Origin of the sequence: Leisingera sp. ANG-S5 (assembly GCF_000813925.1) — a bacterium.
Lineage (GTDB): Bacteria > Pseudomonadota > Alphaproteobacteria > Rhodobacterales > Rhodobacteraceae > Leisingera.
Genome location: NZ_JWLH01000009.1, coordinates 62,501 through 85,933, shown reverse-complemented (window position 1 = coordinate 85,933; position 23,433 = coordinate 62,501). Strand labels below are relative to the sequence as shown.

Below are 23,433 nucleotides of genomic sequence, written 5' to 3'. Positions count from 1 at the left end.
TCCGGCCTTTGCATATGAGGGCAGACGCATGAGCTTTTTGGGTGTTGAGCAGTCCCTGACCGGCCGCCGCTGGGTTGGTCCCGGGGTTGAAGTGGACCGCGCGTCCGAGATGATGGCGCAGCAGACCGGCCTGCCCCGCTCTGTCTGCCAGGTGCTGGCCCGGCGCGGCGTGCCCGCGATGGAGGCCAAGGGGTTTCTTGAGCCCAAACTGAAAGAGCTGCTGCCCGACCCGCGCGAGATGAAGGACATGGAAGCCGCCGCTGCCCGGTTCCTGGAAGCGGTGCGGCGCAAGCAGCGGATTGCGGTCTTTGCCGACTATGACGTCGATGGCGGCAGCTCTGCCGCACTGCTTCTGGTCTGGCTGCGGCAAATGGGCTTGCAGGCAACGCTCTATATTCCCGACCGCATCGACGAGGGCTATGGCCCCAACGTGCCGGCGATGCAGGAATTGGCCGCTGCCCATGACCTGATCATCTGCGTCGACTGCGGCACGCTGAGCCACGAGCCGATTGCCGCCGCCAAAGGCGCCGATGTGATCGTGCTGGACCACCACCTGGGCGGCGAGACGCTGCCGGACTGCGTGGCGGTGGTGAACCCGAACCGGCAGGACGAAAGCGGCGACCTGGGCTATTTCTGTGCCGCGGGCGTGGTGTTCCTGATGCTGGTCGAAGCCGGCCGCCAACTGCGCGAAGCCGGCACCAAGGGGCCGGACCTGATGGCGCTGCTGGATTTGGTGGCACTTGCCACCGTGGCCGATGTGGCGCCGCTGATCGGCGCCAACCGGGCGCTGGTGCGCCAGGGGCTCAAGGTGATGGGCGCCCGCAACCGCCCGGGGCTGGTGGCGCTCTCTGATGTCTCCCGCATGGATTCGGCTCCCTCCACCTATCACCTCGGCTTTCTGCTGGGGCCGCGGGTCAATGCAGGCGGCCGCATCGGCAAGGCCGACCTCGGCGCACGCCTGTTGTCGACAGACAACCCGCATGAGGCCGCGGCCCTGGCGGAACGGCTGGACGAGCTGAACACAGAGCGCCGCGACATCGAAAACGCGGTGCGCGCTGCCGCGCTGGAGCAGGCAGAGGAACGCGGCCTGGACGCCCCGCTGGTCTGGGCTGCGGGCGAGGGCTGGCACCCGGGCGTGGTTGGCATCGTCGCATCCCGCCTCAAGGAAGCCGCCAACCGTCCCGCCGTTGTGATCGGCTTTGACGGCGAAGAGGGCAAAGGCTCCGGCCGCTCGGTCTCCGGCGTCGACCTCGGTGCCTCGATCCAGCGACTGGCCGCCGAGGGCCTGCTGGTCAAGGGCGGCGGCCACAAGATGGCCGCGGGCCTCACCGTGATGCGCGACAAGCTGGAACCGGCCATGGCGCGCCTGAGCGAGCTGCTGGCCAAACAGGGCGCAGGAGAGGGCGGCCCCGCAGATCTGAAACTGGACGGCGCGCTGATGCCCGGTGCTGCCAGCGTCGACCTTATCGAACAGATCGAACAGGCCGGCCCCTTTGGCGCCGGTGCCCCTGCCCCGCGTTATGCACTGCCGGACCTGCAGGTGCGGTTCGCCAAGAAGGTAGGCGAAAGCCACCTGAAACTCTCCCTCAGCGACGGCATGGGCGGCGGAGTTGACGCAATCTGCTTTGGCGCCTTCGATACCGCACTGGGACCGCGGCTGCTGGAGCACGGCGGTGCGCGCTTCCATTTCGCCGGCCGGCTGGAAATCAACACCTGGGGTGGCCGCCAAAGTGCGCAGCTGCGCCTGGAAGACGCCGCCGAAGCCTGACTTTTCAAGGACTTGGCCCCTGTGGATAAGAAATTTCACAAAGGCGTATTTTTTCTCTTGCGGGTTCCGGCGCTTACAACTAAATACCCGCTCACGCACAGAGTGGCCCGTTCGTCTATCGGTTAGGACGCCAGGTTTTCAACCTGGAAAGAGGGGTTCGATTCCCCTACGGGCTGCCACTTTTCCCAGCATCGCAGAAACCGGAAACATGCCGCACAGGCGATGGTTTTTCGTTCAATATCAGCTGTTTAATGGTCACTGGCCCATCGCAGAAAAACTTTGAATTTCTGCAAAAATCCCCCTTGCGCCCGCACGGCGCAATCAGTAAACAGCGCCTCACAGACAGCGTGGCCCGTTCGTCTATCGGTTAGGACGCCAGGTTTTCAACCTGGAAAGAGGGGTTCGATTCCCCTACGGGCTGCCACTTCTCCTGAAAAACGAACTCCAAGCGGACTTGCGCAAGAAACCGCGCAGCAGCATGTGCTTGCCTGCAGGCACCATCCGGCTCGCGGAAGAAATTTTCCCGGAAGTGAATGCCTGCCGGTGCGGCAGGCATTTGTCAGGTGGCCGGGCCTTGCGCCGCTGCCGGATGGGAAGACGCAGCCCCCCCATCACAGGCTCCGCCCGCCTTCTCCATCCCTTCCCGGTAGAAGCAATGCTGGGCCCGTCCGGCGCGTTTGGCCGCATAAAGCGCCAAGTCCGCCTGGTTCAGCAGTTCCTGGGCATCCGGCACTTTCTGCCAGGTCGACAGCGTGGTTCCGGCGCTGGCAGAAATCCGGCAGGTCTGGCCGCCAAAGGGAATCGGCTCTTCCAACCGCTGGATCAGGCGTTTTGCAATCGCCGCCAGCCTGCCCGTGTCCAGAACCCCCTCAAGGATCATAACGAATTCATCGCCGCCGACACGGGCAACCGTGTCCGACTGGCGGGTGCATTCCACCATGAGCCGCGCCGCGTGCTGCAGAACAGCATCACCGGCCGCATGGCCCAGCGTGTCATTGACCTGCTTGAAGAAATCCAGATCCAGGTGCATCAGCGCAAATTCCCGGCCGCTGCTGATCAGCCGCGCCAGCACATGATCCATCGCCCGGCGGTTCTTCAGGCCCGTCAGCGTATCGGTAAAGGCCTGTTCCTCCGCGGCGATCTTGGCCCCCTGCAGACGCAGGTTCAGCTGACGGGAGGCTTCCATCGCGGCAGATTTCGCTTCCACAAGGTACAGCATTTCGATCGTCAGATCGGTCGGGGAAAAGTCGGCACTGGTAAGGTCATAGTCGCGCACCGCTTCCAGCACGGAAATGCCGAATGACAGATTTACAAACGCCCCCTGCCCGTCGGGCAGCGGCGTGCTCACACCTTTGAGTCCGGTCTGCGGCGTGTCCCGGAACTGCAGGTGAAGCTTGCTGCCGGCAGTGGCCACCAAATCCTCCACTGAGCGCACCGACCGCGGCCGTGAAAGATCAAAGATGCGGAAAAACCGGCGCCCCTCCCATTTCAGATTGGGGCGCAGCTTCTTCAGCGTCGGACCCGCCGAAACGATCCGGCCCTTGTTGTCGACGATCACAAACATGGGGCAGACAACATCTGCCATTCCGGTCAGCTGCTGGAGTGTCATCATAATGAATGCGCCCCCAGGTCAAATTCACGGCCGGCAGCAAATTTGGTTTCCACCAGGGTGATTGAAATCACCTCCGAACCGCCAAGTGTCCCGCTGTGGTCCAGAAACACCAGATCGCCGTAATCGTCTGCCATTGCCCGCAGAACCCCCATCAGAACATGTGCATAGCCGGGCAGCCCTGGCTGGCAGACAAGTTCGAACTGGTCGGGTGCCTGTTCCAGCAATTCAAGCCCGGGAAGGTGCAGATCCGATACCGCAAGCCGCGCGCGGTCCGGCAGATCATCCAGGGAATGCAGAAATTCAACGTAGTTCACACCGCCAAAGCGCAACAGCCGGCGCAACGCCTCTACCTGCGGATTGGACACCAGAAAAGTGCCCATGTCCTCCAGCATTTCCGGCAGCGGGCGGGCCAGGACTCTCTCCATCGCAGCCAGCATCTGGCCCGATTGTTCTTCGGTATAATACAGCATCGCCTCGAACTCGGTAAAACCGAGTCCGGCCTCTTCCATGACCTCTTCCCAGCGGTCAGCCCCGTAGGTACTCGTCACAAAAGCCTGAATCGCCCTGTTGATCAGACCGTGCATGCAGTGGCCCCTCTTTGCCCATGGCACAGTCTTGACGCCAGCTGGTTAATAAAGGCCCAACAAAGCACGCGCGCCGGGTAAATAGCGCGCATTATTCCCGCTTTTTCTTCCCCTAGCACGAAACCTGCACCCTCAGCGTCAGCCAACACAATTGCATACCGCCCGGTCATTATATGCCAACCGGCCCGCTGGCCAATCACTTCTGGCACGGACCGGCCAGGTTCGCATCAACGCGCTTGCAGCTGTAAGGAGGGTTCTGGTTGCCCAGCTGCATGGGCCGCCCCGCAGAGACCCACCCGCAGCATACGCCGCTGCGCCGGTCCGGCGGTTTCCCCTTGGCGGCCTGCGGGCACGAACAGCAGAGGCTCCGCTCCGCTGTTCATGTTTTTCCGTTAATCAGAAATCGGTAGGCGCCCCGCCCTCAGCCTTCCGGCGGGCTACGAAATCTGCCAACTCATCGCGAATGCCCGCATCCATCGGCGGTTCTTCGAAACTGCCGATGATCTCCTTGAACATCTTGTGCGCACGCTCCGCGGTCCAGGTGGCGCCAGCCTGCTCCCAGGCCTCATAGTTGCGCCAGTCGCTCAGGAACGGCTGATAGAACGCCGTGGCATAGCGGTCCTGGGTATGCTGGATGCCAAAGAAATGGCCGTCATTGCCGACCTCCTTGATCGCATCCAGCGCGATCTCCTCCGGTCCGGTGGCCGAGATCTGCGGCTGCATGTAGCGTTCGATCTGCTGCAGGATCTCGCAGTCCATGATGAACTTCTCGGGGCTTGCGATCAGCCCGCCCTCCAGCCAGCCGGCCGCGTGATAAACCATGTTGGTGCCCGACTGCACCGCCGCCCACAGCGAGTTCGAGGTCTCCCAGACCGCCTGCCCGTCCGGCACGTTGGCCGCGCAAACCCCGGAGGAGCGCATCGGCAGCCCGTAGAACCGCGCCATCTGCCCGGTCATCTGGGTGGATCGCATGTATTCCGGCGTGCCAAAGGCCGGCGCCCCTGATTTCATATCCACATTCGAGGTAAACGTGCCGATCACGCAGGGCGTACCGGGGCGCACATACTGGAACAGCGCAATTGCACAGAGGCTCTCGGCAATCGACTGTGCCACCGCGCCCGCCATGGTCACCGGCGCCATTGCACCGGCCAGTGTGAAGGGCGACACCACAATCGCCTGCCCGCGCCGCGCCAGCCGCAGGCAGCCGTCGATCATCGGGAAGTCGTGCTTCAAGGGCGAGGTAGAGTTGATGTTGGTATACATATGCGGCTTGGCCTCGAACTCCTCATGGCTAAGGCCGCCGGCAATCCGCACCATCTCCATCACGTCCTCGACCCGCTCCTTGCCCAGGGAGTAGGCATGCATCGCCTTGTCGGTGAGCGTCAGCTTGTCATAGAGCACGTCCAGATGGCGGACCGAGGCATGGATGTCCACCGGCTCCACCGGGTAACCGCCGGCAAAGTGGATGCAGTTGAAATACTGCGTCAGCTTCAACAGTTTCCGGCATTGCTCCCGGTTGCCCGCCACCTTCTTGTTCAGCTCCATGTCCCAATAATTCGGCGGCGAGGACACATTGCCGAACAGGATGTGGTTGCCGCCGAGCGGAATGGTCCGGTCCGGGTTGCGCGGTGTGATCGAGAATTCGCGCGGCGCCTTACCCACCATCTCCATCACGAAATCGCGGTCCATTTTAACCAGTTCGCCCTCGACCTTGACCCCGGCCTGCTTGAAGATCTCCAGCGCTTCGGGGTTCAGGAACACCACGCCGATCTCTTCCAGGATGCGCATCGCGCCTTCGTGGATCGCCTGAATGCCCTCCTCGCTCAAGGGTTCGGTCGGGCGGTCGATGTTTCTGGGCGGATTCCAGGGCATCTGCTCCAGGACTTCACTGCCGCGCCGGGCCGCTGCGCCAGCCCTGCCCCCGCCTCTCCGCTTGCGTGCGCCTGTCTCTGCCATTCCGGCCTCCCCTGAATCCGATTTTGCAACGTGCTGCTAGCCGCCAACTGTGCCAGTCCCAGCCGCCTGAACCTGTCCGTTCCCGACCCCGGCTGTCGTTTTCCCTCTATTATCCGCCGTGGCAGGCCATTTCTGTACACATGTGCCCAGTCTGACACAAAGAAAAGCCGGCGCACAAGGCCAGTGCACCGGCAACCTCTCATGCAGCTGGGTGTCCGCGGGAATCAGCCGCGGAAACCGGTGGGCTCAGCGATCCAGCCAGCCGGGGATATGGCCGATGTCCGGCAGCACGATATCCGCATGCGGCAGCAGCTCCTCGCGCAGCGCCATGCCGGTCAGAACTGCAATCCGCTGCATCCCGGCCGCGGCGCCTGCCTCCATGTCGTGGCAGCTGTCGCCAACCATGGCAGTCCGGTCCGGAGACACCCCCGCCGCCTTGCAGAACGCCAGCAGCGGATCCGGGTCGGGTTTGGCGCCATGGCCACTGTCGCAACCCGCAACAAAGGCAAACCGGTCCAGCACCCCGGCCCGCTGCAGCTGGCTCTTGGCAGAGACCTCGGCGTCATTGGTCATCACCCCCAGCACCTTGCCGCGTGCCAGCAGCCCGTCAAGAAACGCCGCCAGCGGCACCGCCGGCGCCAGCTCCGCATTTGCCGCGCTCTGCGCCAGGAAAACCGCAAGCTCCTCAACCTCCATATCCGGCACGAATGGCGCCAGCACTTCCGCCACTTCGTCATTTGACCCGGCAATCACCAGGCTGTCCGGATTGAACGCCTCGCGCTCCAGATCATAGCTGATGACCGCGGCCATCGCCTGCTTTACCGCAAGGTCGCCTCTGGAGAGGGTCTCCAGCACCCCGGCCGCCCAGCCATCCCAGGTGGCGGCAAAGTCAAACAGGGTTCCGTCCTTGTCGAACAGGAAAGCATCAACCGTCATGTGGCAGGTCCTTTTATTCAGGGTCCAGCCGGACCCTAGGGACGCCCCGCGCCATTCTCAAGTCCAGTTCACCTGTTCCCCGCCCGGAAGCGACATCCGCGCCTGCATCGGCAGCTCATAGGCCAGCCCCTCGGAATCGCAGAACTGCATCACCCAGGCATCATCCATCGTTAAGAAATCGAGCACCGAGCCCAGAAACGCCGGTTCCGCCGCCTGCGCCCGCAAATCCGCCTCACTGGCGCCGGTCGCACCCAGAAACACCGGTAAAAGCTCATCATTTCCGGCCAGCCAGGCCAAGGCCTTCAGCGCCAGGGTCTCTGCTCCGTCAGCGGAAATCCGCATGTTCTCCACACTCCTGCCGTTTTGCGGCCAATTTAGTAAAAATCCGAAAGGGTTTCTTAACCAGTCTCAGCAAAATTGGAAGTCATAGGATTTGCAAGGGGCGAAAGGATACCGCGTGCAAGGCACTATCCTGGTCATCGACGGCGTCTCCACCAACCGCATCATGCTGAAGGTGCAGCTGGCGGCTGCCTACTACGATACCGTCCAGGCCGGCAGCGTGGCTGAGGTGCTGCAGACCGCGCGGCAATGCCGCCCTGATCTGGTGCTGACCGCCATGTCGCTGCCCGATGGCACCGCCGCCGATGTCAAACAGGCTCTGGCAGCGGATGAGGCGCTGGCCGACCTGCCAGTGATCGCGGTTTCCGACTGGGAGGGCCACCAGGCCCGGCTGCAGGCACTGGCGGCAGGCATCGACGACGTTCTGCAGCAGCCGGTGGACGACGTGATCCTGCAGGCCCGCATCCGCAGCCTGCTGCGCGCCCGCAGCGCCAATGAGGAATTGAACCTGCAGCGCGACGCATCGCACGGGTTCATCCTGCCGCTCTGCGACCGCACCTGCGCCGAGGACCTGCGCAATGCCACCGTCGCCCTGGTGGCCGACGATCCGCGCACTGCAATGGCCTGGCGCGACCGCCTGGCCGGGCGCCTGCCCTACGCCCTGCGCACCCATGCGATCAGCGACATCCAGGGGCTGATGCAGGCGCCGGCGGCGGATGCCATCATCATTGAGCTGAACGAGGCCTCGGCCGGTCCCGGCCTGCGCCTGCTGGCCGATCTGCGCGCCCGCGCCGCCACCCGCAAATCTGTGGTGATCGCGGTGCCCAACCCGGCAGATCCCATGATTGCCGCAGAGGCGCTGGACCGCGGTGCCCATGACGTTCTGCAGACCGGTTTCGATGTGGAAGAACTGGAGCTGCGCCTCACCGCCCAGCTGCAGCACAAGATCCGCAAGGACCGGCTGCGCGACAGCGTCCGCAACGGCCTGCGCGCCGCGGTTCTGGATCCGATGACCGGTCTCTATAACCGCCGCTATGCCAAGCCTTTCCTGGACCGTGTGGCGCATTCCGCCTCTGAAACCGGCGAGAAATTCGCCGTCATGCTGGCCGATCTCGATCATTTCAAGCGCATCAACGATGTTTACGGCCACCCGGCCGGGGACGCCGTGCTGGTTGAGGCCGCCCGCCGTATGCAGGCCGTGCTCCGGCCCTCGGACCTCCTGGCCCGCGTTGGCGGCGAGGAGTTCATGGCTGTCCTGCCCGGCGCCACCGAGGCAGAAGCAGGCCTGGCGGCCATTGCCCTGTGCAACGCGATCAACAGCACCCCGTTCCAGGTGCCTGGCGCTGCCGAACCGGTCAAGGTCACCATCAGCATCGGTGCGGTCATGGGCGGCGCCGGCCATGTCAGCAGCACCGCTGCGCTGGTCGAAAAGGCTGACCAGGCCCTCTATGATGCCAAGAACGCCGGCCGCAATCAGGTGACCCTGACGCCGGAATGCACTGAGGCCGCCTGACCGGCGGCAACCAGTTCCCTGCCGACCGCCGCGCTCAGTGCTGCCATCGTGTCCAGATCAGCGCCCTGAAACGGCTCCCGCGCTTCAACGGCAGTGAAATTCAAGGTCCCCCAGGCCGAACCGCCGAAACGGATCGGCGCTCCGATGTAAGTTTCCAGGCGGAACATATTGTAGCAGGGGTGCCCCGCAATTTCTGACTCGCTTGCCTTGTGAAACGCCAGCGGCCCGTCAGACTGCAAAGTGTGGATGCAATAGGTGTCATCCAGCTCGAAAGCGGTGCCGGGATCAACTTCCGCCTCCTCAGAGACGCAGTAAACGATAACGTACTTGCTGCCTTGGACATTGCTTACCAGCGCCGACGAGGTACTGAACAGTTCGTTCCCGTATGCCAGCAATTGCCTGATTTTTTCACGCGGCTCCAAATCCTGGCGGTCCGTGATCGACTGCACCGCCGCCGCGGTCCCTGCAAGATCCTTCATTCTGACTGCTCCTCTTGCCAATCAGCCGCCTGGCGCCGGTCTTCTAAGGCAAATCTCCCAAGAGGGAGCCGTTACGCCTGCGGCCGTCCCGAAGTGAAACACAGCCCGGAATTTCACGCAACTTTTATGGAAGCCCTCACCGCTGCCAGCATTGGCCAAGGCACCAGCCGTCCGTTGCAACCCATTTCTCCTGGGAAATGCATGAACCGGCCTGCCTATTCCCCCTCGCGCCAGCCGTGCCGCTTGCCCTTGCCGCGGCGCTGCATCCGCTCTTCCATGCGGTCCGCGAAATCCATCCGCTCCTGCGGCGCCATCTCTTCCAGTTTGCGCACCCAGGCCTCTTGCACCTTGGTGTGAAACGCATGGCGCGTCTCAGCCTGCGCCCGCAACAGGGCCAGCAAGGCCGCGCCGTCAAAGGCCTCGCTGCGCAGTGCTGCAATCACCGCCGCCCCCTCCGCTTGGCGGCGCTGCAAAAAGCTGCCGTGGCCTCCGCCGGCTTCCTGCCGCAGCGCCTTGCGCGTGTCGTGGTCCAGCTCGCGGAAAATCATTGCCCCCACCGACGGCGGCCGCTGCCAGTGCCTGTCCTTGCCGCTGAACCGCCAGGCCGCTCCGGCCGCGATGCCGATCACCGCCAGGTTCAGCGCCAGCGATCCCGCCAGCAGCAGTTTCAGCCACAGCTTCATCTTGGGCTTTCCCTCCGCAGTCATTGCAGATCCTCGCTCAGCATCAGCGCCATGTCATAACTCCCGTCCGCAAACGCAGTGCTGTTGTCCTCATACCCTGCCAAGGCCGCCGGGTCCGGCACAAAGGAGGGCGGCGCAACACCGATCCACAGCCCCGCCGCGCTGGCCGCCGCCAGCCCGCCCAGCGCCGGCCAGCCGCCCAGCGCCTCCGTCAGCTGCCGCCACAGCGGCTGCCGCGGCGGCTCAGCAGGCTGGAAACCCGGCTGCACCCGCGCCGCATCCGCCAGGATGGCCGTGCTCAGATGATCCGGCAGCGCCGGCGGCGCACTGCGTGCAGCAGCAAACAGGTCCTCCAGCTCCTGCAATGATTTATCCATGTCAGCCATCGCTATACCCCAACTCTTCGCGCCGCCCGGCCAAAGCCGCGGCCAGCGCCCGCTTGCCCCGGGCCGTCAGACTTTCGACCGCCTCGGTGCTGATGTCCATGATCCCGGCAATCTCCGGGTTCGAAAGCTCTTCCAGGTGGCGCAGCACCACCGCCTGCCGCTGCCGCTCCGGCAATTGCATCAGCGCCGCCTGCAGCGCATCGTGCCGTGCGCCCTCCTGCAGCTGTTCCGCGGCTGAGCGGCCAGGGTCCGGCGGCTCCGGCACCGCATCCAGATCCACATACCCGCCGCGGGCGCGCCGCTTGCGGTCGATGCACAGGTTCATCGCCACCCGGTACAGCCAGGTCGACACCTGCGCCTCCCCCGGCCGCCAGTCCGGCGCCATCTTCCACAGCCGCAGCATCGCCTCCTGGGTCACGTCCTCGGCCTCGGCGCGGATCCCCATCACCCGCATCGCCACACCAAAGACCCGCGGCCCCAGCCGCGCGGTCAGCTCTGCCGCTGCCCGGCTGTCGCCATTGGCATAAAGCACCAGAAGCGCATCGTCGGAGACCTCCCCCGCCGTGACGCTCATGGCTGCCGGACCCGCATCAGGGGCCCGGCGCCGTGGTATGTCCGCCTGTTGCAGCACGCGTCAGCGATCAGTTCTGCTCCGCTTCATCCCCCTGGCCATGCCAGCGCTTGCCGCCGTGCCGGGCCCGGGCCTCCTCAAACTCTTCCTTGGAGATGCCGCCGCTGCCATCGGCATCCATCCGGTCGAACATTCTTCCTGCCCGGCGCGGCTGCGGCATCTCGTCCTTACTCAACGCGCCATCGCCGTCTTTGTCAAAGCGTTCCAGCATCTGCGCGGCCCGTTCACCAGCCCGCTCCTGCGCCCGCGCCTGCATTTCCTCCAGCGACAGCTTGCCGTCGCCATTGGCGTCTGCCTTGGCGAAATGCGCATCCTTCATCGCCTGGATCTCGGCCTTGGTCACTTCGCCGCTGCCATCGGTGTCGATCTCCTCAAAGGACATCTTCGGCCCATGATGCCCGAACCCCTTGGCCAATGCCGCGCTGCCTGCCGTCATGCCTGCTGCGGCCACGATCAGGGCGATGAACTTGACGTGTTTCATATCGTCTTTCCTTTGTTCAGCGGCAGCCTCTTGCTGCCCGATGCACAGGAAAAACGCGCGAGGTTCGCGCTTCCGTCGCAGATTTCCGGAAAAACTTTCAGCCGCCCTCCCGTTGCGGCAAACCGGCGCAGAAATTGGCGTTTCCCCTTTCGCCCCCACCTGAAGCGCGCAAAGATACCTGCAGCACACAGGATAAAACCATGACCCAGTCCCCCGCTGTCCCGGCCCCGGAAGACGAACGCCCCACCATGCCCGCCCTGGCCAAGGGCTGGCGCTGCCGCTGCCCGGAGTGCGGCAAGGGCAAGCTGCTGCATTCCTATCTCAAGGTGAACACGCGCTGCAGCAACTGCGGCCTCGACCTGACTCATGCCCGTGCCGATGACGGGCCGGCCTACCTCACCATCCTGATCGTCGGCCACATCATGGCGCCGCTGATGCATGTGGTCTATTTCTCCTGGCGGCCGGAGCCATTGGTGATGTTCACGGTATTCTCGATTGGCTGCCTCGCCTCTTCCCTCTATCTTCTGCCGCGGATGAAGGGGATCGTCATCGCCTACCAATGGGCGCGGCGGATGCATGGCTTTGGCAAGGACACCCCGGCAGCACCGGCAGAACAAGGGCAGTAACACCATGAGCGAGACATATCTCAGCGGCGAGACCACTACCGACAAGACCGCAATCCGCAACGCGGCAACGGTGATCGCCATGCGCGGCCGGTTGTCCGATGACCCGCAGGTGCTGATGGGCCAGCGCGGCGCCAAGGCTGCTTTCATGCCGAACAAATTCGTCTTCCCCGGCGGCGCGGTGGATATGGCGGACGCGGACATTCCGCTGGCCTCGCCGATCTCCCTGGTCTGCCAAGACCGTTTGGCAGACAAGGCACCCGCGGACGTGCACCACGCCCTCGCCGTCGCCGCAGTGCGGGAGCTGTGGGAGGAAACCGGTCTGATCCTGGGTGAGAAAGGCGACTGGCAGGGCGACATCCCCGAAGACTGGCAGGAGTTTGCGGCTACCGGCCATATCCCCTCTGCCAAGGATATGCAGTTTGTGTTCCGCGCCCTGACCCCGCCGGGCCGCCCGCGCCGCTTTGACGCGCGTTTCTTCCTGGTCGATGCGGACCAGATCACCGGCGACTTGGACGATTTCTCCCGCGCGGCGGATGAGCTGTCGCACCTGCAATGGATCCCGCTCAGCCAGGTGCGGGAGTTTGACCTGCCGTTCATCACTGAGGTGGTGCTGGCCGAAGTTACTGCCCGCGTCCGCGACGCGGAGCCGCCGCAAAGCGTGCCCTATTTCCACAACAACGACGAGGCCAGCCTCTTCCTGCGCCTCAAGGGCTACCCGATGCCCGCAGACGGGTAACGTTTCCCAGGCTGGAAACGTCCCGGAAAACACGTGTTTTCCGAGCCGGAATTATCGCATAATTCCGGCCGCCCTGCCGCAGGCGGCACCTTTCAAAGGGCCAGAACCAGCACCAGGATAGACACCACCAGAAGCCCCATGCCCGCCAGTTCGCGCCCCGTGACCTTCTCCTTGAAGAACAGCACAGAGGCCAGCAGCGACAAGAGCAGCTCCACCTGCCCCACTGCCTTCACATAGGCGGCGTTTTGCAGCGTAAAGGCCCAGAACCAGCAGAACGATCCACCCATGCTGGTCAGCCCGACCCAGACCGCCACTTTGCGCGCCTGCCAAACCCGGGCGATCTCACCCTTTTCGCGCAGTCCCAGCCAGACAAGCATGAACAGCGTCTGCAGGCTGACCACTGCGGCCAGCGTCACGCCCGCGCGGAACATCGGCTCCAGTTCACCCAGCTGCAGCGACGCCCCGCGGTAGCTGACCGCGGAAAATGCAAACAGCACACCCGACCCCAGCCCCAGCTGCGAGGCGCGGTTGGTTAGGTGCCGCCACCAGGGGCCAGCCGTGTCCGGCGTCTTGGACAGCACCAGCACCGCCGTCAGGCCGATCAGGATCGCCGCCCAGCCGCCAAGGCTGACAGGATCGCCCAGCACTGCCAGCCCGACGATGGCGGTCTGGATCACTTCGGTCTTCTTGAAGGTGATGCCAACCGCGAAATTGCGCTGCTTGAACAGGGCCACCACGCAGACGGTGGCCAGTATCTGCGCAGTGCCGCCAATGGCGGCAAACATCCAGAACTTCGGCCCCAGTTCCGGCAGGCTCCGCCCCGACACCATCAGGTAGGCGGCCAGCCCGGCCAGGATGAACGGTGCGGAATAGACAAACCGGGCGAAGGTGGCTCCGCCCGGCGACAGCGTCACGCTGCTCAGGACCTTCTGCAGCATGAAGCGCACGGTCTGAAAGCTGGCAGCGGCTATGGAAACGGGGATCCAGGCAAACATGCCCCCGCTTATGCGCCGTTATTCCCCCTGCTGCCAGAGCGGATGCGGCACCGGGTCCTTGGCCCGCAGCAGGTAGTTGCGGAAAATCTGCAGGTAGTTGCGGTAGATATAGCCGTCATTGGCCGCCAGAAACTCCGCCCGGCGCGACTGATAGAGCCGCGGCAGCGCATGCCAAGGCACGCCCGGATGCATGTGGTGCACGATGTGCAGGTTGTTGTTGAGGAACAGCAAGGCCAGCGGCCCCTTGTCCTCGATCACCACGGTGCGGCCGCGGGCGGTCTCATGCGCGCGGTGCTCCAGGAAGGTGCGGATCTTCAGCAGCGCCAGCCCCAGATAGGCACCGGCCATCGCCGCCCACAGCGGCGCAGGCGACTGCACCACGACCCAGACCACCACTGCCAGACCGAGGCCATGCAGCGCCCAGTCGCGGACAATCCCCGGCTCGCCCCGGCGCATCAGCCGCCAGTCGCCCGCCATGAAGCAGAGTTGCCCTATCAGCGGCCCCAGCACCACCCGGCCCAGCAGCGTGTTGTTCACCCGCAAGAGCATCTTGCGCCAGGCAGGCAAGCGCGCCCAGACGCCCGGATCCTGAAAATTGCTCTCGGGGTCATCATAGGGATCCGTCAGCGCTTCATCCTCATGATGCGCCAGATGGGTGTCGCGGAACCGGCCGTAAGGAATTGCCAGGCTCAGCGGAAAGAACATCAGCGCTTCATTCAGCCAGCGGCTGCGGAACGGATGCCCGTGCAGCGCCTCATGGGTCAGCGAGGAATGCAGCGCCGCCATCACACCCAGCGCCAGTACCGTCAACCCCAGGCTCACCTCAGGCAGCAGCCACAGCGCCGCCAGCCAGCCGCCATGGCAGGCAAGGATCAACGCCAGGGTGCCCCATTCCACGCCCCGCGGCATGTATTCGCTGCACCGCTCAGACATGGCTGCGCCCCCAGCTGATCTTGGCCCAGGCGCGCTCATAGAAAAGATAGACCGTGAACCCGATGCCGGTGTTGACCAGCGCCATCATCCCGCCCGCCTTGACCGAGCCGGTGGCAACCAGCCCCACCAGCGTCATCGTCGCCAGCCCGAGGACGTTCCAGATCACTGCTTTGACAATGGAGCGCCTGCGCGTTTCCATCTTGCCTCCTGAAATTCTTGCTAAGGTCTTGTTTCCAAACTACCGCAGCCGCCGGCTGTGCAGAATTCCGAATGCAGTTAACAAAAACCACCATTCGTGATATTTGAAAACAGATGATAGAAAATATCGACAAACGGGTGCGGGCTGAGCAGTTCCGGCAAAGATTGAACAAGGCCCTGCGCGACAGCGGCCTCAGCCAAAGTGCCCTGGCCCGCGCTGTCGGGGTGGACCGCTCCACCATCTCGCAGCTGCTGACGGATGAGGGCGCGCGGCTGCCCAACGCCCATGTGGTCGGCGCCTGCGCTGGCGCGCTTGGGGTCTCCGCCGACTGGCTCCTCAGCCTCTCGGACCGCCCTGAAAGCGCCGCCGAGCTGCTGGCCTCCAGCCTCACCCTCTCCGAGGCCCCGCGCGCGCTGGTCGATGAAAAGATCTTCGACTGGCACCAGGAGGCCGAGGGCTACAAGATCCGCCACGTCCCCGCCGCGCTCCCCGACATGCTGAAAACCCGGGCGCTGCTGGAATGGGAATACGCCCCGCACCTGGGCCGCACCGCAGGCCAGGCCATCGGCGCCTCCGAGGACCGCCTCACCTGGATGCGCCAGTCGCCTTCAGACTACGAAATCGCCCTGCCGCTGTATGAGCTCGACAGCTTTGCCCACGCCGTCGGCTACTACGAGGGCCTGCCACTGGAGATCCGGCTGGAGCAGCTTGACCAGTTCGAACGCCTCTGCGAGCAGCTCTACCCCCGCCTGCGCATCTACCTGTTTGATGCCAAGCGGCTTTACTCTTCACCGATCACGATCTTCGGGCCGCTCCTGTGCGTTTTTTACGCCGGCACCCATTATCTCGCCTTCCGCGACAAGGAGAGGATCGCCACCTTCACCAGCCATTTCGACAACCTGGTGCGCGAGGCCGATATCACCGCACGGCAAGTGCCCGGACGGCTGCGCGCGCTCAGGGCGGCGATTTCCTGAACATAGCAGCAGGGCCGCCGGAATTCGGCGCGAATTCCGGCCCGGAAAACACGTGTTTTCCGGGACGTTTCCCGCGCCGGGAAACGTGACCCACCCGTTCAGCCCTGCTTACACCTTCGGATCCGGGTTCTCCGTATGGCCGTCGACGGCAATCACCTGCCCCGAAACCAGCCGCGCCGCGTCCGAGCCGAGGAACACCGCCATATTGGCAATGTCGCTGGCCTCCACGAACCGCCCCATCGAGGTGCCCGACGCATAGCCTGCATAGACCTCATCCCGGGTCATGCCTTTGGCCGCGGCCTCGCGTTCCAGCACGCCTTCCATCCGCGGCCCTTCCACCGCGCCGGGACAGATCACATTGGCGCGGATGCCAAACGGCCCCAGCTCCATCGCCAGCGTCTTCATCAGGCCGATAACGGCCCATTTGGCGGAACAATAAGGCGCCCGGTTCGGGTAGCCGTATTGCCCGGCAGTCGAGGAAGTCACGATGATCGCCCCCGCCTTGGCGGCCTTCATCAAAGGTGCCGCATATTTGGCAGCCAGAAAGCAGCCCTCCAGGTTGACGCTCACGCATTTGCGCCAGTCCTCCAGCGCAATGTCCTCGATCAGCGCGGTCGGCCCGGCAATGCCCGCATTGGCACAGAGCACATCCAAACCGCCCCAGGTTTCAGCGATCTCCGCAAACAGCTCCCTGACACCCGCCTCATCGGTGGCATCCACCGCCGTTGTCCGCCAACCTTCCGGAACGTCCGCCAGCGCAACCGCGCTCACATCCGTGACCCAGACCTGATGGCCGGCAGCGGCAAAACCCTCGGCCATTGCCCGGCCGATGCCAGACCCGCCGGCGGTGACCAGAACCCGGCTCACTCCTTCAGCGCTCACCGCGGCGCACCAATGGCGCGGCCCAGCCCCTCAGGCGCCGGCAGCGCCGCATGGGCCTCTGCCAGCTTCACCAGATTGGCCTCGATATGCGGCGCAGGCGGCGCCGAGCGGCGGGTCGCAAGGTCCACATGCAGCAGCATATGCTCGCCCGTCGCCAGCAGCCGCTCGCCACAGAACATCTCGTGCCACAGGTGCATCTTCTTGCCCGCGCCCATGATCACCCGGGTCCGCACCTGGATCGGATCGCCCGCGTGCACTTCGTCGATATGGCGAATATGAGTTTCAGCGGTGAAGTAGCTGCCGCCGTTGGCGATATACTCCGCATCGCAGCCAATGATCATCATCAGCCGGTCGGTGGATTGCGCAAAGGCATCCAGATAGCGGCTCTCGGTCATATGGCCGTTGTAATCGGTCCAATCCAGCGGCACCACGCGGCTCTGGGTCAGCACCGGCTGGCTCAGATCGTCCAGACCGTCCATCGCGCGCACCAGCCCGGCCTCACCCTCGCGGTTCAGGTCATGGGCGTTCTGCAGCGCACCGGCGCCCCAGTTGTTGTTGCCCAGCGCCCGCATCATGCCGACCAGGTTGTCGTCCCGGTGCCGCTCCAGCTCGCGGATCGAATACTGGCCGGACTGTTCGTCCGACTGGCCTGCGATCAGGTCCACCAGCTCATCAGTGAATTCCGGCACATCCATCAGCTTGGTCCAGGGCCAGCTGAGGCAGGGGCCGAACTGCGCCATGAAATGCTTCATGCCCGCCTCGCCGCCGGCCACCCGGTAAGTCTCAAACAGGCCCATCTGCGCCCAGCGGATGCCAAAGCCGTAGCGGATCGCGTTGTCGATCTCCTCGGTGGTGGCGATGCCGTCCTTGACCAGCCACAGCGCCTCGCGCCAGACCGCCTCCAGGAAACGGTCTGCCACATGGGCGTCGATCTCTTTCTTGAGGTGCAGGGGATACATGCCGATGGCAGTGATGATCTCCTTGGCCCGGTCGATAACGCCCGCCGGGTTCGCCTCTGTCGTGACCAGCTCTGCCAAGGGCAGCAAGTAGACCGGGTTGAACGGATGCGCGACCACGATCTGGCCGGGGTTCTCACGCCCGTCCTGCAGCTGCGAAGGCTTGAAACCGGAGGTGGACGAGCCGATCACCGCATCCGGCGCGCAATGCGCCTGCAGCTCGGCATAGACCTTCTGTTTCAGGTCCAGCCGCTCCGGCACGCTCTCCTGCACCCACTCGGCACCCTCAACGGCCTCCGCGATGGTTTCATGGAAGGTCAGGCTGCCCTCCGCAGGCAGCGCCACATTGCCCAGACCGGGCAAGCTCCGGCGGGCATTCCCCAGCACTTCGCCGATCTTGCGCTCCGCTTCCGGGTCCGGGTCAAACACCCGCACGTTCCAGCCGTTCAAAAGGAACCGCGCGGCCCAGCCGCCGCCGATAACCCCGCCGCCGATGATTGCTGCTGTCTTTGTCATCTGAGTACCCTAGTATCCTTCAACCGTGATGACGTTCCCTTGGTCATCCAGTTCTTGCCAAATTCCAAACAGCTGATTCCGCGCCGAACACGTTTTGGTCTCAGCCATGCATTGCCCGCGGCAGTCCGAAGCCTTTGTGCAGGATCTTCCCGCATCGGCAAACGACAGGATGCATTCGTAGGAAACATGCGGATGCTGCAACAGGTAGCTCCCGCCTTGCTCCTCGCACATCTTTTCCTCGCGCACATCCCGCACCGGCCCCGCAGGCTCCGCCTCAGGCAAACAGGCCTGAAGCACCAAACAGAAGGAGAGACTAATCGGGAGGAGACGCATCGCCGTATTGGTGCCTAACCGGTGCACAGGGGGTGTACGGGGGGTGCACGCGTGGCACCCCCTCGAAAATCCGCTTACTTCGCCACCGGCGCGCGCTTGGTCAGCCCCAGCTTCTCGCGCACCTCCTGCGGCCCGATCACCCGCGCGCCCATGTTCGACACAATGGTATTCGCCCGCTCAACCAGCTGCCAGTTTTCCGCCAGCACCCCCTTGTCGAGCCACAGGTTGTCCTCCAGCCCGACCCGCACATTGCCGCCCGCCAGCACCGAGGCCGAGGCATAGGCCATCTGGTTGCGGCCCAGCGCAAAGGCCGAGAATGTCCAATCGGAGGGCACGTTGTTGACCATCGCCATGAAGGTATTCAGATCATCCGGCGCGCCCCACGGAACCCCCATGCACAGTTGCACCAGCGCGTTCGGCTCCAGAATCCCCTCTTTTACCAGCTGCTTGGCAAACCACAGGTGGCCGGTGTCAAAGGCCTCGATCTCCGGCTTCACCCCTAGGTCTGTCATCATTTGCCCCATCGCCCGCAGCATGCCCGGCGTGTTGGTCATGACGTAATCGGCCTCGGCAAAGTTCATGGTGCCGCAGTCCAGCGTGCAGATCTCCGGCAGGCACTCCGCCACATGGGCCACCCGCTCCGTTGCCCCGACCATGTCGGTGCCCGCTTCTTTCAGCGGCAGCGGGTTCTCAGTGTCGCCAAACACCATGTCACCGCCCATGCCCGCGGTCAGGTTCAGCACCACATCCACTTCGGCATCGCGGATCCGGTCCGTCACCTCGCGGTAGAGATCCAGCCGGCGGCTCGGCACCCCGGTCTCCGGATCGCGCACATGGCAGTGCACCACGGCGGCGCCAGCCTTGGCCGCGGCGATGGCGCTGTCGGCAATTTGCTTGGGCGAGCGCGGCACATGCGGGCTGCGGTCCTGGGTGCCGCCGGAGCCGGTCACGGCACAGGTGATGAAGACTTCGCGGTTCATTTCCAGAGGCATTTCGCTTTTCCCTTCGATGTACAGGGTTTTGCCACGGGTTATCCCCAGGCTCCTCCCCAGATTCCGATTTGCGCTGACAGCGACTCTGCCGCAGCCTTTTACGGCACAGTTTACACCAGGCGAATCGAAGTTGATGAAATCCGCAAAAAACATCCTGCAGCCCGAGAACCGGCCGCTCAAAACAGCGGTGCTGGTTCTGGATGAATGCAACACGCTGTCCTTTGCCGCTGCAGTGGACCCGATGCGCGCCGCCAACCGGCTGGCCGGGCGGGCCGCCTTTGACTGGGATTACGTCAGCGCCACCGCAGAGCCGCCGATGCTGACCAGCGGCCTCACCGTGCCCAGCTTCCCGCTGGCCCGGCTGGAAGGCTGCGAACTGCTGATCGTCATTGCGGGCTTCCAGCTGGCGCGCCATGCCACCCCCAGCCTGCTGGCCGGCCTGCGCCGCATCGCCGCCACCGGCGCCACCATCGCAGGCATCGACGGCGGGCCGTGGCTGATGGCCGAGGCCGGGCTGCTGGACGGCCACCCCGCCACAACCCACTGGGAAGACATGGAAAATTTCTCCGCCCGGTTCCCGGAGGTGGATGCCCGCAACGACCGCTTCACCGTCTCGGACGCCCGCCTGACCTCCGGCGGCGCCACACCCGCGATCGAGATGATGCTGCACATCATCAGCGCCCGCCACGGCGCAGGCTTTGCCTCCCGCGTGGCCGGGCTGTTCCTGTTCGACGGCCCCGCTGCCCTGCCGCGGCCGCAAAGCCGCCTGGGCAACCGCGGCCACAGTGCGCTCACCGCCAAGGCCAACGCGCTGATGGAGGCCTCGCTGGATGAGCCGCTGCCGCTGGCCCAGATCGCCGAGACCCTGGGCACCAGCCCGCGCAGCCTGCAGCAGCAGTTCCGGCTCAAGCTCAACACCACGCCGCAGGACCACTACCTGCAGCTGCGCCTGGCCGAGGCCCGCCGCCTGGTGACCGACACCGCAATGCCGCTGATGGAGGTGGCTATGGCCACCGGCTTCACCTCGCAGTCGAGCTTTGCCCGCGCCTTCCGCACTGCACATGGCACCTCTGCCCGCGACCTGCGTCAGGAACAGGCCCGCCCGACGGCGCACTAACACCACGCGGGTCAAGGGCCGCGCAGCGGCGGTGCGCAGCACCGTTCACCCTTGACGCGCAATCCTTGAACACACTTGCAAACGCGCTTCAGGGGCAGACCTGCCCCTGAACGCCTCTCAGCAAAACCTTCCGCGCTGCGCCAGCAGCGCCCGGCCCAACCGGCCCAGGGCATGCCCATGCCCGCAGGCCGGGCGGGAGCATCTCCGCCCCTTGGATCAATACGGCATCGGATGCAACCGGTGCGCCGCGTTGATCTCCTCCAACACGTCCTGGCTCAATTCCAGCTCCACCGATTGCAGCAGATGCTCCAATTGCGCCAGACGGGTGGCGCCAAAGATCGCCGAGGCCATGAAGGGCCGCGTCCGGCACCAGGCCAGCGCCATATGCACCGGATCCAGCCCGTGGCGACCCGCAATCTCCAGATAGGCCGCCACCGCATCATAGACCCGCGGGCTGTGGCGTCCGCCCAGTTCCGGGTTGATCGATTTGCGCGAGCCTTCCGGCACCGCCCCGTCCTGGTATTTCCCGGTCAGCAATCCGGTACCCAGCGGCGAAAATGCCATCAGGCCCACGTCCTCATTGACGCTCAGCTCTGCAAGATCTGTGTCGTACATCCGGCAGACCAGCGAGTACTCGTTCTGGATCGAGGCCACCCGCGGCCAGCCGCGCTCCTCAGAGATCCGCAGCCATTGCGCGGTGCCCCAGGCGCTTTCGTTGGACAGGCCGAAGGCGCGGATGGTGCCGCGATCCACCTCGCGCTGCAGCGCCTCCAGGCAGTCCTCCATATTGGCCAGCGTCTCCTCGCGGTTCTGGCCGGAGGGGTCATAACTCCAGTTCTGCCGGAACATGTAGCTGCCCCGGTTCGGCCAGTGAAACTGGTAGAGGTCGATATAATCGGTCTTCAGCCGCTTCAGCGAGGCTTCCACGGTGGGCGCGATGGTTTTGGAGGAAATCGGCGCCCCGTCGCGCACATGTTTCATCCCCTCGCCGGAGTGCTTGGTCGCCAGGATGTAGTCGCCGCGCCGTCCGGTCTTTTCGTTCCAGTTACCGATGATGCGCTCGCTGTTGCCCAATGTCTCTGCGCTGACCGGGTTCACCGGATACATCTCGGCGGTGTCGACAAAGTTCACACCGTTCGCCAGCGCCATATCAATCTGCGCGTGCGCCTCGTCTTCCGGCGTCTGGGTGCCGAATGTCATCGTGCCCAGGCACAGTTCCGACACCTTCATGCCGGTGCGGCCCAACGGGTTCATTTTCATCTTGCGCGCTCCCCTGCTGCGGATCTGCCCGCGACCCTAACCGGCAGGACGGCAAGTGCAAGCGGCTTGCACCCGCGGCGCAAACCCGCCAGCCTGCGGGCAAACCGAGGAAGGGAGATGAGATGCCGCAACAGATCACCAAGGGCGTCAAGGCGCTGCTGGCGGAGGCCAACAGCCTTGTCGAGACCATGAGTGTCGAAGACGCCAAGCAGAAGGTGCTGGACGAGGATTACGTTTTCATCGACCTGCGCGACATTCGCGAACTGCAGCGCAGCGGCATGATCCCCGGCGCGTTCTCCTGCCCGCGCGGCATGCTGGAATTCTGGATCGATCCGGACAGCCCCTACCACAAGCCGGTGTTCAACCAGGACAAAACTTATGTGTTCTACTGCGCCAGCGCCTGGCGCTCTGCCCTGAGCGCCAGGGCGGCGATGGAGATGGGGCTGAAACCGGTGGTGCATCTGGAAGGCGGCTTCACCGAATGGGCCAAGCAGGGCGGCCCGGTGGTCCCGCGCGAGGGCTGAGGCGCGCCGCGCAGCCAGGCTCAAGGCGCGGCACCCGGCGGCACTGGCCGTTTGGACGATTGAGAACAAAAGTGGAACACGTTAATCTGGCGGCATGCCGACTCACCTGCTTTCCCGCCGCAGCCACAAACCCCGCCCGGCGCTGACCCTGACAGAGGGGATCGCGCTGGACCTGGCCCGCGTGCATGAGGCCTGCGGCCCCGCCCGCCACAGTTTTGCGCTGTGGCTGGCAGCAGCGGCCCAGGGGCCTGTGCTGTGGCTGTCCCAGCCCCAGGCCGGCAGGCCGCTGAACCCGGCCCAGGCCGCGAGGCCGCTGAACCCGGACGGGATCGCGGAGTATGCCAGCCCTTCCCGGTTCCTGTTCGTGCAAACCGCCCGGGCAGAGGATCTGCTCTGGGCAATGGAAGACGCCCTGCGCGGCGGCGCCGCGCCGCTGGTGGTGGCAGAGCTGGCAGAGCCGCCCGCCATGACCCCGGTGCGGCGGCTGCATCTGGCGGCAGAGGCCGGCGGCCGCTTCGGCCCGGCCCCGCTGGGCCTGCTGCTGACCCCGGGCCAGGGCGGCGCCCAGGGCATCGAAAGCCGCTGGCACCTGGCCCCGGCCCACGGCCTGCCGGCCCATGCGCCCTGCCCCGCCAGCGGCCCGGCGGGCAGCCGCATGTGCTGGGCATTGCAGCGCCTGCGCGCCCGCACCCTGCCGCCGCGCAGCTGGCAGATCACCCGGGCCCGCGCAGGCGGCCCGCTGCAGGCCGCCCCGCTGCCGCCCGGCGCGGCCAGCCTGCAATCCACCCGCTCCGCACACTCCGGAGCACTCCCGCAACCGCAGTCACCGCTGGCTGCGCCAGCGCTGCCCTAGCGGCATTGGGCCCGGCACCGGGCGTTGCCCGGTGCCGGGCCCAACAGGCAAAGGCTTTGCCAAAAGCCGCTGCCTGGCGGGAGAGCCTCCCCGTTCCGCGCCTCACAACGGCACGCGCGAAAGTGAGCAGCCCGCCCCGGCAGATCCGGCTACACTCTGCCTGCAGCTC

The 23,433-nt window shown here is 64.9% G+C and carries 25 protein-coding genes and 2 tRNA genes; 10 read left to right on the top strand and 17 right to left on the bottom strand.

The window, feature by feature from the left end:
* Positions 1-28 precede the first annotated feature (28 nt).
* The 3 genes from recJ (at position 29) to RA25_RS14255 (ending at position 2,192) form a co-directional block, all read left to right on the top strand.
* Positions 29-1,768, top strand: a complete 1,740-nt coding sequence (gene recJ, locus RA25_RS14265) for a single-stranded-DNA-specific exonuclease RecJ (protein ID WP_039173367.1) — start codon at positions 29-31, stop codon at positions 1,766-1,768.
* Positions 1,769-1,872: 104 nt separating this feature from the next.
* Positions 1,873-1,947 (top strand) — tRNA-Glu (locus RA25_RS14260).
* A gap of 170 nt (positions 1,948-2,117) precedes the next feature.
* Positions 2,118-2,192 (top strand) — tRNA-Glu (locus RA25_RS14255).
* Positions 2,193-2,327: 135 nt separating this feature from the next.
* Here RA25_RS14255 and RA25_RS14250 read toward each other — a convergent pair.
* The 5 genes from RA25_RS14250 to RA25_RS14230 all read right to left on the bottom strand — a co-directional run bounded on the left by RA25_RS14250 (position 2,328) and on the right by RA25_RS14230 (position 7,198).
* Positions 2,328-3,380: a GGDEF domain-containing protein gene (locus RA25_RS14250; protein ID WP_039173364.1), complete on the bottom strand. Its 1,053-nt coding sequence runs from the start codon at positions 3,378-3,380 to the stop codon at positions 2,328-2,330.
* A complete protein-coding gene (locus tag RA25_RS14245) occupies positions 3,377-3,964 on the bottom strand; it encodes a heme NO-binding domain-containing protein (protein WP_019296567.1) in 588 nt (195 codons plus the stop codon). Before RA25_RS14245 ends, RA25_RS14250 begins: the two co-directional genes overlap by 4 nt.
* Before the next feature lie 396 nt (positions 3,965-4,360).
* On the bottom strand, positions 4,361-5,920 hold the full coding sequence (locus RA25_RS14240) for a trimethylamine methyltransferase family protein (protein WP_039173361.1): 1,560 nt from the start codon (positions 5,918-5,920) through the stop codon (positions 4,361-4,363).
* A 246-nt stretch (positions 5,921-6,166) separates the two neighbouring features.
* Positions 6,167-6,856 carry an HAD family hydrolase gene (locus tag RA25_RS14235; RefSeq protein WP_039173359.1) on the bottom strand — a complete coding sequence of 230 codons (690 nt, stop codon included), beginning with the start codon at positions 6,854-6,856 and terminating at the stop codon, positions 6,167-6,169.
* 57 nt (positions 6,857-6,913) lie between these two features.
* Positions 6,914-7,198, bottom strand: coding sequence for a DUF3572 domain-containing protein (locus RA25_RS14230; protein ID WP_019296564.1), 285 nt, complete (start codon positions 7,196-7,198; stop codon positions 6,914-6,916).
* A gap of 115 nt (positions 7,199-7,313) precedes the next feature.
* On the opposite strand from RA25_RS14230, the gene RA25_RS14225 reads away from it, so the two are divergent.
* Positions 7,314-8,708, top strand: coding sequence for a diguanylate cyclase (locus tag RA25_RS14225; RefSeq protein WP_039173357.1), 1,395 nt, complete (start codon positions 7,314-7,316; stop codon positions 8,706-8,708).
* On the opposite strand, the gene RA25_RS14220 is transcribed toward RA25_RS14225, so the two are convergent.
* The 5 genes from RA25_RS14220 to RA25_RS14200 all read right to left on the bottom strand — a co-directional run bounded on the left by RA25_RS14220 (position 8,669) and on the right by RA25_RS14200 (position 11,368).
* A complete protein-coding gene (locus RA25_RS14220) occupies positions 8,669-9,187 on the bottom strand; it encodes a GAF domain-containing protein (RefSeq protein WP_019296562.1) in 519 nt (172 codons plus the stop codon). The genes RA25_RS14225 and RA25_RS14220 overlap by 40 nt on opposite strands.
* A 215-nt stretch (positions 9,188-9,402) precedes the next feature.
* Complete coding sequence (locus RA25_RS14215) at positions 9,403-9,894, bottom strand: periplasmic heavy metal sensor (RefSeq protein ID WP_019296561.1); 492 nt, start codon at positions 9,892-9,894, stop codon at positions 9,403-9,405.
* Complete coding sequence (locus RA25_RS14210; protein WP_039173352.1) at positions 9,891-10,256, bottom strand: hypothetical protein; 366 nt, start codon at positions 10,254-10,256, stop codon at positions 9,891-9,893. The genes RA25_RS14215 and RA25_RS14210 overlap by 4 nt, the downstream gene beginning before the upstream one ends.
* Positions 10,249-10,830: an RNA polymerase sigma factor gene (locus tag RA25_RS14205; RefSeq protein WP_019296559.1), complete on the bottom strand. Its 582-nt coding sequence runs from the start codon at positions 10,828-10,830 to the stop codon at positions 10,249-10,251. The genes RA25_RS14210 and RA25_RS14205 overlap by 8 nt, the downstream gene beginning before the upstream one ends.
* A gap of 67 nt (positions 10,831-10,897) precedes the next feature.
* Positions 10,898-11,368 (bottom strand): EF-hand domain-containing protein, encoded by a 471-nt coding sequence (locus tag RA25_RS14200; protein ID WP_019296558.1) that lies wholly within the window; start codon positions 11,366-11,368, stop codon positions 10,898-10,900.
* Between the two features lie 200 nt (positions 11,369-11,568).
* Between RA25_RS14200 and RA25_RS14195 the strand changes: the two genes are divergently transcribed.
* Together RA25_RS14195 and RA25_RS14190 are read left to right on the top strand one after the other, a co-directional pair.
* A complete protein-coding gene (locus RA25_RS14195) occupies positions 11,569-11,994 on the top strand; it encodes a DUF983 domain-containing protein (protein ID WP_039173350.1) in 426 nt (141 codons plus the stop codon).
* A gap of 4 nt (positions 11,995-11,998) precedes the next feature.
* The gene (locus RA25_RS14190; protein WP_039173346.1) at positions 11,999-12,730 is read left to right on the top strand and encodes an NUDIX hydrolase; all 732 of its coding nucleotides are present in this window, start codon (positions 11,999-12,001) and stop codon (positions 12,728-12,730) included.
* A gap of 92 nt (positions 12,731-12,822) precedes the next feature.
* Here the strand turns inward: RA25_RS14190 and RA25_RS14185 are convergent, their stop codons facing one another.
* Genes RA25_RS14185 through RA25_RS14175 form a run of 3 tightly spaced genes read right to left on the bottom strand, consistent with a single transcriptional unit; the run spans position 12,823 to position 14,857 of the window.
* Positions 12,823-13,725, bottom strand: a complete 903-nt coding sequence (locus RA25_RS14185) for an EamA family transporter (RefSeq protein ID WP_039150010.1) — start codon at positions 13,723-13,725, stop codon at positions 12,823-12,825.
* A gap of 18 nt (positions 13,726-13,743) precedes the next feature.
* Positions 13,744-14,658, bottom strand: a complete 915-nt coding sequence (locus tag RA25_RS14180; protein ID WP_039173342.1) for a fatty acid desaturase — start codon at positions 14,656-14,658, stop codon at positions 13,744-13,746.
* Positions 14,651-14,857, bottom strand: coding sequence for a DUF2061 domain-containing protein (locus RA25_RS14175; RefSeq protein ID WP_019296553.1), 207 nt, complete (start codon positions 14,855-14,857; stop codon positions 14,651-14,653). Before RA25_RS14175 ends, RA25_RS14180 begins: the two co-directional genes overlap by 8 nt.
* Positions 14,858-14,970: 113 nt before the next feature.
* On the opposite strand from RA25_RS14175, the gene RA25_RS14170 reads away from it, so the two are divergent.
* Positions 14,971-15,831, top strand: a complete 861-nt coding sequence (locus RA25_RS14170) for a helix-turn-helix domain-containing protein (RefSeq protein ID WP_039150016.1) — start codon at positions 14,971-14,973, stop codon at positions 15,829-15,831.
* A 108-nt stretch (positions 15,832-15,939) separates the two neighbouring features.
* On the opposite strand, the gene RA25_RS14165 is transcribed toward RA25_RS14170, so the two are convergent.
* From RA25_RS14165 to RA25_RS14150, 3 genes are all read right to left on the bottom strand, one after another.
* Positions 15,940-16,713: an SDR family oxidoreductase gene (locus RA25_RS14165; protein ID WP_039173339.1), complete on the bottom strand. Its 774-nt coding sequence runs from the start codon at positions 16,711-16,713 to the stop codon at positions 15,940-15,942.
* On the bottom strand, positions 16,710-18,185 hold the full coding sequence (locus tag RA25_RS14160) for a carnitine 3-dehydrogenase (protein ID WP_039173337.1): 1,476 nt from the start codon (positions 18,183-18,185) through the stop codon (positions 16,710-16,712). The genes RA25_RS14165 and RA25_RS14160 overlap by 4 nt, the downstream gene beginning before the upstream one ends.
* Positions 18,186-18,592: 407 nt before the next feature.
* Positions 18,593-19,510 (bottom strand): 3-keto-5-aminohexanoate cleavage protein, encoded by a 918-nt coding sequence (locus tag RA25_RS14150; RefSeq protein ID WP_039173335.1) that lies wholly within the window; start codon positions 19,508-19,510, stop codon positions 18,593-18,595.
* 133 nt (positions 19,511-19,643) lie between these two features.
* Between RA25_RS14150 and RA25_RS14145 the strand changes: the two genes are divergently transcribed.
* Positions 19,644-20,627: a GlxA family transcriptional regulator gene (locus RA25_RS14145; protein WP_039173331.1), complete on the top strand. Its 984-nt coding sequence runs from the start codon at positions 19,644-19,646 to the stop codon at positions 20,625-20,627.
* 216 nt (positions 20,628-20,843) lie between these two features.
* Here the strand turns inward: RA25_RS14145 and RA25_RS14140 are convergent, their stop codons facing one another.
* Positions 20,844-21,887 (bottom strand): aldo/keto reductase, encoded by a 1,044-nt coding sequence (locus RA25_RS14140; protein WP_039173329.1) that lies wholly within the window; start codon positions 21,885-21,887, stop codon positions 20,844-20,846.
* Positions 21,888-22,009: 122 nt separating this feature from the next.
* Between RA25_RS14140 and RA25_RS14135 the strand changes: the two genes are divergently transcribed.
* Complete coding sequence (locus tag RA25_RS14135) at positions 22,010-22,411, top strand: rhodanese-like domain-containing protein (protein WP_019294924.1); 402 nt, start codon at positions 22,010-22,012, stop codon at positions 22,409-22,411.
* A gap of 94 nt (positions 22,412-22,505) precedes the next feature.
* Positions 22,506-23,264 carry an ImuA family protein gene (locus tag RA25_RS14130; protein ID WP_241477419.1) on the top strand — a complete coding sequence of 253 codons (759 nt, stop codon included), beginning with the start codon at positions 22,506-22,508 and terminating at the stop codon, positions 23,262-23,264.
* Positions 23,265-23,433: the final 169 nt, after the last annotated feature.